This window comes from Acinetobacter sp. Lyrl_1, from assembly GCF_051948795.1.
GTDB lineage: Bacteria > Pseudomonadota > Gammaproteobacteria > Pseudomonadales > Moraxellaceae > Acinetobacter > Acinetobacter towneri.
In genome coordinates, this window is sequence record NZ_JAYJLK010000035.1 from 15,066 (window position 1) to 27,973 (window position 12,908).

6 protein-coding genes are annotated in these 12,908 nt (G+C 41.6%); 5 read left to right on the top strand and 1 reads right to left on the bottom strand.

Annotated features, from left to right (window positions below; genetic code table 11):
- Window positions 1-4 precede the first annotated feature (4 nt).
- The gene (locus VF675_RS10730; RefSeq protein WP_440205212.1) at window positions 5-1,324 is read right to left on the bottom strand and encodes an MFS transporter; all 1,320 of its coding nucleotides are present in this window, start codon (window positions 1,322-1,324) and stop codon (window positions 5-7) included.
- Between the two features lie 172 nt (window positions 1,325-1,496).
- Here VF675_RS10730 and VF675_RS10735 point away from each other — a divergent pair, with 172 nt between their 5' ends.
- The 5 genes from VF675_RS10735 (at window position 1,497) to VF675_RS10755 (ending at window position 12,712) form a co-directional block, all read left to right on the top strand.
- Window positions 1,497-4,298: a BamA/TamA family outer membrane protein gene (locus VF675_RS10735; RefSeq protein ID WP_440205213.1), complete on the top strand. Its 2,802-nt coding sequence runs from the start codon at window positions 1,497-1,499 to the stop codon at window positions 4,296-4,298.
- Between the two features lie 21 nt (window positions 4,299-4,319).
- A complete protein-coding gene (locus VF675_RS10740; protein WP_440205214.1) occupies window positions 4,320-8,831 on the top strand; it encodes a translocation/assembly module TamB domain-containing protein in 4,512 nt (1,503 codons plus the stop codon).
- Between the two features lie 114 nt (window positions 8,832-8,945).
- Window positions 8,946-9,305: a hypothetical protein gene (locus tag VF675_RS10745; RefSeq protein ID WP_004973219.1), complete on the top strand. Its 360-nt coding sequence runs from the start codon at window positions 8,946-8,948 to the stop codon at window positions 9,303-9,305.
- A 202-nt stretch (window positions 9,306-9,507) separates the two neighbouring features.
- Window positions 9,508-9,777, top strand: a complete 270-nt coding sequence (locus tag VF675_RS10750) for a hypothetical protein (RefSeq protein ID WP_004973220.1) — start codon at window positions 9,508-9,510, stop codon at window positions 9,775-9,777.
- A gap of 295 nt (window positions 9,778-10,072) precedes the next feature.
- Window positions 10,073-12,712: a bifunctional aconitate hydratase 2/2-methylisocitrate dehydratase gene (locus VF675_RS10755; RefSeq protein ID WP_096900892.1), complete on the top strand. Its 2,640-nt coding sequence runs from the start codon at window positions 10,073-10,075 to the stop codon at window positions 12,710-12,712.
- Window positions 12,713-12,908 lie beyond the last annotated feature (196 nt).

Consider the following 12,908-nt stretch of genomic DNA (forward strand, 5'->3'; position numbering starts at 1 on the left):
GAAATTAATCCTCCAAAGAGTCCTGTGCAGTATCTAACATTGGCTTGAGCTTTAACAAGAGCCAAAAGGTGAAAACAGCACTTAAAACAGCCGTAATACTAAATAAAATTTTTAAATCAATTTTTAAAATGCTTAAAATTAAAATCGAAAAAATGGCAGATGACACCATAAATACCGCATTTAAAATATTGTTGGCTGCGACCACACGTGCGCGGTGCGAGCGAGGGGAATAGGCTTGCATCATGGCATACAAGGGCACAATGTAAAAACCGCCACTAATGCCCAGTAAAGTGACTGCACACATGACATGATAATAACTCCAGCCTTGCTGAAAGACTTCGGCTAAGCCCAGTAGTGCGCCTGTTTTTTCTGGTACAAAAGCCAATGTGCCTGCCAAATAAAAAGCAAAGACGGTTAAACCGACTGCGCCAATAGGCACCATTTTAATATTGACCTCGGTACCGCCTATTTTACGGCAGAGCAAAGAACCTACGCCAATACCGACAGAAAAGAGTGTCAGTAATAAACTCACCACATTTTCAGAAGCATGCAAGTTTTGTTGAGTGAGCTGTGGAATTTGGGTTAAATACGTTGCCCCATAAAACCAATACCAAGAATTGCCCAATAATATTAGAAAAATCATCGGCAGGCTTTTGGCATATTTTAAAGTCTGGAAACTGGTACGGAAAAAATTCCAGTCAATTTGAATGTCGGGTGCCGTGACGCGCTGCGTCAGCACAAAACGACTTGAGGCATAACCAATTAGTGCAATAATCACCACAGTTAAGCTAATCCAGACTAAATTGCCTGCAGATACCGAAATCACTGCACCGCCTAAAATCATCCCCAATAAAATTGCAATGGATGTACCTGACTGGAAAATTGCATTCCCCGACATCAGTTCATGCGGTTTGAGTACTTCAGGCAAAATGGCATATTTAATTGGACCAAAAAAGGTCGATTGTGCCCCCATTAGAAAAAGGGCAGTCAGCAACAACCACAAACTTCCTAACAAGAAACCTGAAGTCGCAATCAGCATGATAATAATTTCCAGCAATTTGATGGCACGTACCAATTGGGCGCGTTCATACTTGTCTGCTAGCTGTCCTGCGGTGGCAGAAAAAATGAAATAGGGCAAAATAAACAGCAAGGCAGCCAAATTGTTCAGGGTGCTGACATTTGCAGATTGCTGGCTAATCAATCCATAGGTAAAGACCAAAAGCAGCGCTTGTTTATATACGTTATCATTGAGTGCGCCAAAGAATTGAGTGAGAAACATCGGCAAAAAGCGACGACTCTTTAACAAATGTTCATTTTTTTTCATGCGTGATTAACTTCGTTTAGTTTTATTAAGAAATGTGACCACTTGATATAATTGTACAGAAAATCATGTATGATGTTTCAAGTATTTCACTAATGAAAAAATCAAACAAATAGTGTTTATACGAGGGTTGATTGGGGTTTATCCAAAAAATTAAATCAGTTTAGAGTTTTTTATGCTTGTAAATACAAACTTTAAAAAATCAGTACTGTGTTCCAGTATGCATGCAATTTTATGCTGGAATATGCCGAAAAAGCTCGGACTAAGTCTGTTTTTAGGTTTAGTTGCATCCTCAAGTTTTGCAGAAAGTCTTAAGGTATCTAACTCCAACACCCAACTCGCTGAAAATCCTACATCACTGCAGACTCCAACTACAGAAGAAGCACAAAATTTAGCTGAAGAAATTAAACAATTGGCAGCAGCACAAGGAAAAGACAGTGCCGAAGATCTGCAAAAAATTGAAGAAGCTTTAGAGCAAACACAAACGCCTGAATTTAATAGTCTAGAAATGCTGCAACAGCAACAACAGGCAGGGGCATCTTTTGCTGAGTTTCAGCCTATCGAGTTTGAAGACTTAGAAGATTTACCCATTGCACCTGTAGATCAGCAACTTGCCAATGAAATTTTTCAAGTAGCCCAACAAGCTAAACAAGAAGCGATGCTAGACCGCAATGGTCAAGAGCCTGAAACATTGGTGCAAGATGCGACACAGCAGGAGGTGTTACAAATTGATCAAGCGCCTGTAAATGTTGATCAACTCATGACAAGCATTCAGGCAGACAGAAATTTTGTAGTGGAAGCCAATCCTTCAGGCACCTTGACTGAATTGGGTTGGATGACGCAGGTCGAAAATGCCGATAAACCCGGTTTTTTCAGACGTTTATTGTATAAAGTCCGTCCACCGCGTGAGCTAAACACAGCCAAAGTGCCGCGTATTAGTGCTGATGTAGTCATTACCGCAAATAGCGCTAATGGTACACAAGACTCAATTGGAGAAGTGTCGCCCGATGCTTATCGTACAGCGGTAGATCAGTTAAGTGCCAATATTAAGGCCAAACTGTCCAGTTTTACCCAGGAGTCTTTTGCAGATTTTCCATCGGCATTGCCGCAACTGCGTACGTTGTCAAATCAGGCTGCGCAAGCGGTGGGTTTTTATAATGCCGAGTTTAAATTTGAAAAACTCAGCGATAGCCGCGTGCGAGTGCATGTTGTGCCAAATCCACCTGTGAAGATTAAACAGCAAAATATTGAATTTACAGGCGAAGGACAATACGAGGCACAATTTCAGGTTATTGGTGTCTTGCCTGATCAAGAAGTAGATGATGTGTTTAATCATGGTTTGTATGAACAAACCAAAAAACGAATTACCGATGCGGCTTCAGATAACGGTTATTTTGACAGTTACTGGCGTCTGCATGACGTGAAAGTCGCTCAACCTCAAAATACAGCCGATATCAATTTACGTTACGAAACAGGCGAGCGTTATAAACTAGGTAACGTCGAATTTCGCATGAGCGATCCAAACCAAGAATTCCCTTTGGATATGGATATTCTGCAAAGTTTGGTCACTTGGCAGGACAATGCTGACTATACTTTTTGGCGTGTGAATGGTTTGGCCAACAACCTCACCAACTCACGTTATTTTAACTACACCTTGGTGGATACAATTCGCCCTGATCCTGTAGAGCATCCTTTGGAATTGCCGCCAGATATTCAGGCTTTGGTTGATCAACAAAAACTCTCTGTTTACGAGGCCACAGCAGCCGATCAAAAACGGGTGGTATCATCTCAGGAAGTGACACAATCTGTGGTGAATGAGGCTGAGTTTGCAGGCACAGAAGAAGGTACTAGCAACGATAAACTGCGCATACTACAAGCACAGCAAGAAGATAAACAATCGGAAGAAGAACGCTTAAAACAGCAAGCACGTATCGACAAAAAAATTCCTGTGATTGTGACTTTAAATGCAGACCGCTTAAATAGTGCCGAAGTCGGTGCAGGTTTTGGAACTGACACAGGCGTGCGTTTGCGTGGGCAATATCGCCGTGCCATTGTCAATAAACGTGGTCACTCTTTCGATGCCAACTTGGAGCTTTCACAAATTCGTCAAGCCATTGATGGACGTTATAATATTCCTTATAACCATCCCTTGAATGATTATGTCGCGTTGGTTGGCGGTTATGAGCGTGAAGAACGTGACGATGTTGCACAAGGTGGCGGCTTGATGATTGAATCTGCGGTTGCAGGTGTAGACCGTGTGATTAAAAACCCAATGGGCAGTTGGCAACATACTTTTGGCTTGCGTTATCGACTGGATCGCTTAACTGAAGATGGCACTGTATTTTTGGAAAAAGTGCCTGATGCCTTTATTGCCAATGGTGATGTCGAGCAACAATCGTTATTGCTTGGCTATGAAGTTTCACGTACCGACAGTAACCGTCGTGTTAACCCAAGCAAAGGTTTCCGCCAAATTTATAAAATAGAACTGGGGAGTGAATCACTGCTCAGCGATGCAGATTTAGCCATTCTAAATGCAGGTTGGCGTTTTATTTATTCATTGGGTGAAAATGACGATCATCAGTTTGTCGGACGCAGTGACTTAGGTTATATCTACACCGAAGATTTTAATAAAGTGCCTTATAATTTGCGTTATTTTACTGGTGGTGACCAGTCTTTACGTGGCTTTGACTACAAGTCTTTAACACCACAAATTGAAGGCTTTAAAATTGGAGGTCAGGCTTTGGCGGTTGGTTCATTAGAATATAACTATCAATTTAAAGAGGGGTGGCGCGCAGCAGTATTTAGTGATTTTGGTAATGCTTACGATAAAGACTTTAGCAACGACACCGAATATAGCGTAGGTTTGGGGGTACGTTGGGCATCACCAATTGGCCCAATTCGGATTGATGTGGCTTCTGGTATTTCAGATGATAACCATCCAATCCGTTTACATTTCTTTATTGGCTCTCAACTATAAATTTAAGACTTAGAGAACATTATGGCTGAAGTTGAACAGCAACCAGAAACTCCAGTAACGCCACCTAAAAAGCGTCGAATACTCAGGAGTGTTTTACTGTCACTGCTGTTGATGCTGGTTTTATTGGTGTCCGCTTTGGTGGTGATGTTCTCAACAGACCGTGGCTCAAAGTTCTTATTAGACAGCGTATTGCAGCGCCAAGAAATAATTCATTATGAATATGAAGGCGGTAATTTATGGCGTGGGATTATTCTGCGCAATATCATCGTCAGTTTAAAGCCTGTTGATGTCAAAATTGACCGTGCCGATGTCATTCTTGGTTGGCGTGCGATTTTAGATAAAGAAATCCATCTCAACAGTGCCGATGTGCGTAATCTGCGGATTTATCCGAAAGGCTCGCCGAGTGATGATCCATTCAAATTCAATGAAATTCGCCTACCTTTTGTTTTGCGTTTAGACACTGCCGATGTCGATCATTTATTGATTCAAACCGCTTCTGGTACGCAGGTCGATTTTTACGATATTCATTTAAATAATGCCTTATGGTCAGGTACAGAACTGAAATTTGAAGATTCCAATATGGATATGGGATATTTGAATGTACGCAATGCCACAGGCGATATGAAATTTGAAGGTAAATATCCGCTTAATGTGGTGGGTGATTTAAATATTCCATCTTTACATAACAGCTTAAATATTCACGATATTAAAGTGGTGGGTAAAGGCACACTCGACACGATTCAGGCGGGTGTTGCAACAAATACGCCTGATTTGCTCACGGGATGGGTAGTGTTGCATCCAATGCGTAAGCAAGTGCCAATGTTTGGTGAGTTACAATTTAAAAACTACCGTTGGCCTATTTTGACCGAGCAGGAACTTTTTACCCAAGCAGGTGCAGCTAAATTTAAAGGCGATATCAAGCGTTTAGATATTGATGTCAATACGGATTTGAGCGGTAAACACATCCCTAAAGGTCAATATACAGGTCTGATGTATACCGATTTAGTTCATCAACTGAATATCAGTAATTTAAATGCACAACTTATGCAAGGTGCTGCCAATGTAGCGGGCATTGTCAGTTGGGATAAAAAAGTCAATTGGGATTTAACAGGACGTCTGGATAAAATTAATCCTAAAGATCCACTAATTCCTCAAGTGGTCAAAGACTTTTTACCGCCAAGTTTAGATGCCAATTTAGCATCTAAAGGTCATTTGGAAAAAGGCACACACTTAACTGCACAAGTCGATTTTGACCAATATGAAACTTGGAATTTAAAACTCGATCAAAAACCTGCGCAGGGCAAAGCGGCAAATCCGATGTTGCTTGATGTACGCTGGAACAACATAGACCGTGCTGTGCCGTATGTGGGTTGGTTGAAAAGTGAATCGGGTGATGTGCAATTGGCCTTGGTAGAAGGTCAGCAAGATATTTTTGTGGCGAGTAAAGTCAGCACACATGAAAAAACCATGTTACCTGCGGGCATGTACCAAGCCAAATTGAATTTAAAGAATAATCGTTTAAATATTCCTAATTTTAAATTTGATACTGCAGATAGTCATTTGGCAGGCAGCGCCGTCATTGATTTACCAACTGATAAACGTCAGTTGAAATGGAATGCGGTATTGGCTGCGAAAAACTTTAATCCGCAAAGTATCAGCACCGCAGCACCTGTTAATGTGTTAAATGGGCAGTTTAAAGCCAATGGTTTTGCATTGCCGAATCAGCAAATTATTCATTTGAAAGATATTAATTTGACAGGGCGTTTGGTCAATCAAAATGAAAACGTACATTTAACTGGGCAAAGCACCATCGCTTTATTGTTCCATAATGTGAAAGCTGGTGGTGGCTTTAAAAGTTTTGCCGTGAATTATGATGGTGGGTTAAATGCCAGTGCCATTCAAGGCAGTGAAGGACATTTAAAACTAAAATTATCGGGTACGCCGGAACTAATTAAAATTAGCGACTTACGCCATAATGGTGTTGCAGGGCAAATTGTGGCGGATGGTTTGCTGCATTTGAATCAGGGGGTGAGCTGGAATTTAAACGCTTCTTTAATTCGCTTTAAGCCGCACTATTTTGTGTCCAGTGTACGTGGTGAATTATCGGGCAATATTCGCACTCAAGGTATTTGGTCAGACACTCAAAAACGGATCAACATTGAACGTCTGAATTTGGCAGGCATGCTCAATAATAAACCTGTACGTGGTACGGGGAATTTAGCCATGTTGATTGATGCTAATCAAAAAGGCTTTTTACCACAACAGTTTGAAGCCAATAATCTATTTTTGTCTTATGCCAAAAATCAGTTACAAGCAACGGGGAATGCACAAAATCTGCGTATTAAAGTCAATGCGCCTGCTTTATACGAAATCTATTCAGGTTTACGTGGACGTGCGTATGGCTATATCAATGTGCAGTCGCAGCCACGCTTACAAGCCACTGCCAATTTCGCTGTTGATCAGTTCAGTGTAAATAATATTTTCAGCGTGCGTAAATTGCGCCTACAAGGTGAATTGCCAACCTCTGAAAATACGCCAACGCTGATGACGGCATCCATGGAAAATTTACGCAGTGGCAACCGTGGCATCGAGCAAGGGCAGATTTCTTTAGCAGGTACACGTCAGGCACATATTTTAAAACTAGAAGCCGAAAATAAGCTGAGTAAGTTTTATGTACAATTGGCGGGTGGTTTAAATGCACAAAATGATTGGATGGGACAAATTCAGAAAGGAGATTTTGACTCCTTAAGAACCCACTTGGCACAGCGCCAAAACGCAGCCGTGATTTATCAACATAGAACCAGTGAGTTGTATGTTGGTGCGCATTGTTGGATGAGTCAGCAAAGCCAATTGTGTTTTGATCAACCTATTCGTGTGAGTAAAACCAAAGCCAATGCATCATTTGTGACTCAAAACTTAGACTTAAATGACTTTTCTGCATTTATGCCTGAAGGTTTGGCGATTACAGGCAAGGTTAATGGGTATGCCAAAGCGGCGTGGGCAAAAGGACAGAAGCCAAAAATTGATGCACATTTGGTCACGCGTGATGGCGTCATTGGACTTGCTGCGGACGATCCACAAGATATAGGCTCAACCTTGCGCTATGAACAAGTGGCTGTGGTCGCAAAAAGCATTGCCGAAGGCTTGAAATTACGCATAGATGTGAAAACACCTGAAATTGGTACAGGTTATGCCAATGTGCTGATTGATCCTTACACTAAAAACATGCCAATGCGCGGTGAAATTGCCTTTGATCAGGTACAACTTAAAGTTTTTAAACCGTTTATTGCCGATGTGCGCTCAATGGCAGGCATTTTGTCCTTTGCTGGCAAGATCAATGGGACTTTAACTTCACCATTGCTCACAGGTGAAATGCGCCTGAAAGATGGTGCGATCAGCATGATTTCGTTACCTGTAAATCTGACCAATGTGCAGGTCTATTCCTCTATCCGCCAAGATCAAGCCAGCATTAATGGCGCATTTAACAGCGGTGGTGGTGTAGGGCGTTTAACGGGCAGTGTGGATTGGAAAAATGATCCGCGTATTCAGTTAAATTTAAACGGTAAAGACTTATTAATTCGTCAAGCACCGCTAATTACTGCAATGATTACGCCAGATGTATCCTTAGATGTTTTACCTTTCCAGAAAAAACTGAGTTTAAAAGGACGTGTAGATGTACCTCGGGCTTTAATTTCTATGCCTGAAGTGTCTGCACCTGTGGTTAACGTGTCTTCGGATGTGCGTGTGGTACATGAAGGACAAGATCAACTGGCATTATTACGTTCAGCTCGTCCATGGGATATTCGTGCCGATCTTGAATTGAATTTGGGTGATCGGGTCATTTTCCAAGGTTTTAATAGCCGTATTCCACTGATTGGACGTTTGTATTTATCTCAACGTGGTTTAGAAACTGCGATGCGTGCCAATGGTGCGATTGGGGTCAGCCAGCGTGTGAAAATTGAAGCCTATGGACAAAGTCTGGATTTGAACCGTGCCATTGCGCGTTTTAATGGCCCAATTTCTAACCCAACTTTAGATATGGATGCCAATAAAAATGTACAGGGCAGCATGGTCGGCTTTAGAGTTACAGGCACAGCCAGCAGTCCGAACATTCAAGTGTATAACGATGCAGGCTTATCTGAACAAGAAGCATTAAATGCTTTGATTACAGGTCGTATCAATGAAGGTACCAGTGGTTTGAGTCAGACCGAAAGCTTTAAGTCAGACGTCAACAATACTATTGCAGCGGCAGGTATTAGTATGGGATTGGGTGGTACACGTGCCTTGACCAATCAAATTGGACGTACATTCGGTTTAAGTGGTTTGGCACTTGATGCCCAAGGTACAGGCGATGATACCCAAGTCAGTTTGACGGGTTATATCACCCCAGACTTGTTTATTCGTTATGGCGTGGGGGTTTTCACACCTGTCAATAAGTTGACTTTGCGTTATCAAATGAATAAACGACTGTATTTGGAAGCTAGTCAAGCTTTAGAACGCGCCGTGGATATTTTCTATAACTGGCGCTTCTAACGGCAACTTCACTTAAAAATGCGTTCAATCAGAGCGCATTTTTTAAGCTTGTACATGGATAGTTTCGTATTTATGCAAACTTTTGATTATCATAAGCACAACAGGAGAGCTTCAATGAAAAAGATTTTGGTGGTGACTGCAGTGCTTGCATTAATGGGCTGTGCAGAAAAGAAACCCTTAACCCCTGAAGAACAATGGCAAGGCTATTGCCGAAGTGTTGGCAATGCTGCGCGTACCATCATGCTAGATCGTCAAAATGCGATTGAAAAAGAACGTGCGATTGAGCATGCCAATAAAATTGAAGATGACATTACTCGTAATTTTATTTTAGAGATTATTGAGCAAGTCTATGCATTGCCACTTGAAGAAATTAATGGTGATGTTGATGCGGCACGTGAAAAAGTCCGTACGCAATTTACTGAAAAATGTATCGCGACACCGCATGATAAAATGCCTGATTACAAGCCGTTCTAAAAGAACGGTTTTTTTATGAATTAAAATCGAAATATGTTTTAAGGTTTTACTGTCTTTTACCAAGAAATAGCCTAAGTAAATCAAACGTCTAAAACTAAAATAATCAACAAATAAATTGTGACAAGTTCTAAATCTTAAAACTGGCAAAGCTTATCCTTTTCATGAATAATTAAAAAGATAACAACAACAGTAGGAGCGCATAATGGAAGTGGTTGCTTACCTGCATAATGCAGATTTGCTCTTAGAAGATGAACAAGGTGTCGCAGTGATTGGCGGCAGTCATTATGTTTTAAGTTTAGGTGATCGGGTGTATTTACGTCAGCAAATTGATGCACCTGCAAAGATATATCAAGTTCAAATTTCGTTTACCAGTGCAGAACATTGCATGCTGCATGAAGATGAAATTCAACTCAAGTTTGAAGGTAGTCGTGAACAATTACAGCACTATCTTCAAGCTACGACAGTACACTAAGGTGGAATATCATTCATTCATTAGAACAGGCAACATGAGCGTTGCTTTTTTACGAGTTAAACTTTAGGCGAAAAGTTAGTGTACATACAGACAAAGTTAAAATTAAGTCGTGTTTTGCCTGTAAATTGAACAATATGCGCATCATTTAGTTATAAAATAATGGGCATCACAAAGAAACACTCTAGTTGCATTAACTTTTAACCTGAAGTTTAGTAAAATTTTGCAGTCCATATTGTTTGTGATGCTTTAAAAGCAGGAATTCACAAATAATTTTTTAAAAAAGAGGAATAACACCGTGCTAGAAGCTTACCGCCAACACGTTGAAGAACGTGCCGCACTCGGAGTCCCACCGAAGCCACTTGATGATGTGCAAACAGCTGCATTAGTTGAATTATTAAAAAATCCACCAGCAGGCGAAGAAGCTTATTTGGTTGATTTGATTGAAAACCGTGTACCTGCAGGTGTTGACCAAGCGGCATACGTTAAAGCTGCTTTCTTAGCTGCTGTAGCAAAAGGTGAAGCAACCTCTCCACTCGTTTCTAAAGAGCGCGCAGTTTACTTACTAGGTACAATGCTTGGTGGTTATAACGTAGCACCTTTAGTAGAGCTTTTAGACAATGCTGAATTGGCTGGCTTAGCAGCTGAAGCATTGAAAAATACTTTGCTTGTATTTGATGCGTTCCATGACGTAGCAGACAAAGCAAAAGCAGGTAACGAAAACGCGAAAGCAGTTTTACAATCTTGGGCTGATGCTGAATGGTTCACTAGCCGTAAAGATGTACCTGAAGAAATCAAACTTACAGTGTTTAAAGTTACTGGCGAAACCAACACTGACGACTTGTCACCTGCACAAGACGCATGGAGTCGTCCAGACATTCCATTGCACGCAAATGCAATGTTGAAAAACGTACGTGATGGCATCAACCCAGAAGTTCCTGGTGAAGTTGGTCCATTAAACCAAATCAAAGACCTTATCGCGAAAGGCAACCAAGTTGCTTACGTGGGTGACGTTGTTGGTACAGGTTCTTCTCGTAAGTCTGCAACTAACTCTGTACTTTGGTTCTTCGGTGATGAAATCGCGCACATTCCAAACAAAAAAGATGGCGGCTACTGCTTAGGCGGTAAAATTGCGCCAATCTTCTTTAACACAATGGAAGATGCGGGTGCTTTACCTGTAGAAATCGACGTTTCTAACATGAACATGGGTGATGAAATCACTCTTAAAATCGACCATGCTGCTGCTAAAGTAACAGCGTTCAAAGACGGCGCACAAATCGCTGAATCTGAACTTAAAACTCCAGTGCTTCTAGACGAAGTACGTGCAGGCGGTCGTATTAACTTGATCGTTGGTCGTGGTTTGACAGCTAAAGCGCGTGAAGCTTTAGGTCTTGCACCATCTACTTTGTTCCGTACTCCAGTACAACCTGAAAACACAGGCAAAGGCTTCACTCAAGCTCAAAAAATGGTAGGTCGCGCTTGTGGTCTTCCAGAAGGTCAAGGTGTTCGTCCAGGTACTTACTGCGAACCTAAGATGACTACTGTTGGTTCTCAAGATACAACAGGTCCAATGACACGTGACGAATTAAAAGATTTAGCTTGCTTAGGTTTCTCTGCAGACTTAGTAATGCAATCTTTCTGTCACACAGCTGCGTATCCAAAACCAGTTGACGTTCAAATGCAACACACGCTTCCTGACTTCATCATGAACCGTGGTGGTGTTTCTTTACGTCCAGGTGACGGTATTATCCACTCTTGGTTAAACCGTATGCTTCTTCCAGATACAGTAGGTACTGGTGGTGACTCGCATACTCGTTTCCCAATTGGTATTTCTTTCCCAGCGGGTTCTGGTCTTGTAGCGTTCGCTGCAGCAACTGGTGTTATGCCACTTGACATGCCTGAGTCTGTACTTGTGAAGTTCAAAGGTAAAATGCAGCCTGGTATCACTTTACGTGACCTTGTACATGCGATTCCTTACTACGCAATTAAAGAAGGTGACTTAACTGTAGAGAAGAAAGGTAAGAAAAACATCTTCTCTGGTCGTATCTTAGAAATCGACTTAACAGAAATGGAAACTGACTTAACCGTTGAACAAGCATTTGAATTGTCTGATGCTTCTGCTGAGCGTTCAGCTGCAGGTTGTTCTATCACACTTTCTGAAGAGAAAGTTGCTGAATACCTTCGTTCAAACATCACCATGCTTAAGTGGATGATTTCTGAAGGTTATGGCGATGCGCGTACTATGGCTCGTCGTGTTGAGAACATGGAAAAATGGTTAGCGAACCCATCACTTCTTAAAGCTGATGCTGACGCAGAATACACTAAAGTGTATGAAATTGACCTTGCAGACATCAAAGAACCAATCCTTTGCTGCCCGAACGACCCAGATGATGCAAAACTTCTTTCTGACGTTCAAGGTGACAAAATTGATGAAGTGTTCATCGGTTCTTGTATGACAAACATCGGCCACTTCCGTGCTGCTGGTAAGTTATTAGACAAAGTTCCTGGTGGTTCTTTATCTACTCGTCTATGGTTAGCGCCTCCAACTCGTATGGACGAGCGTCAACTTATGGAAGAAGGCTTCTATAACACTTACGGTAAAGCGGGTGCGCGTACAGAAATGCCAGGTTGTTCATTATGTATGGGTAACCAAGCACGTGTAGCACCGAACACAACTGTAGTATCTACTTCTACACGTAACTTCCCGAACCGTTTAGGTCAAGGTGCAAACGTTTACTTAGCTTCTGCTGAGCTTGCATCTGTTGCAGCGGTACTTGGTAAGTTACCAACACCAGAAGAATACCAACAGTACGCTTCTCAAATCGACAGCATGTCTGCTGACATCTACAAGTACTTGAACTTTGACCAGATGGAAAGCTACACAGACGCTGCTGCGAATGTAGACACCAAGAAAATTGCTGCTGCTCAGTTGACCTAAGTTAGGAAAAGCAAACGCAAGAGCAAATCTATGATTTGTTCGAGTGTTGAGCGATAAGCAAGATCAAATAAGGGCTGATTATTCAGCCCTTATTTTTATGCGTAAAATTTCAATCTAATAATGAATGACATTTAAAACAGCATAGATTGTGATATTTCAGCTTGCCTAACTGATTTAAAAATAGGGGCGCAAGCTA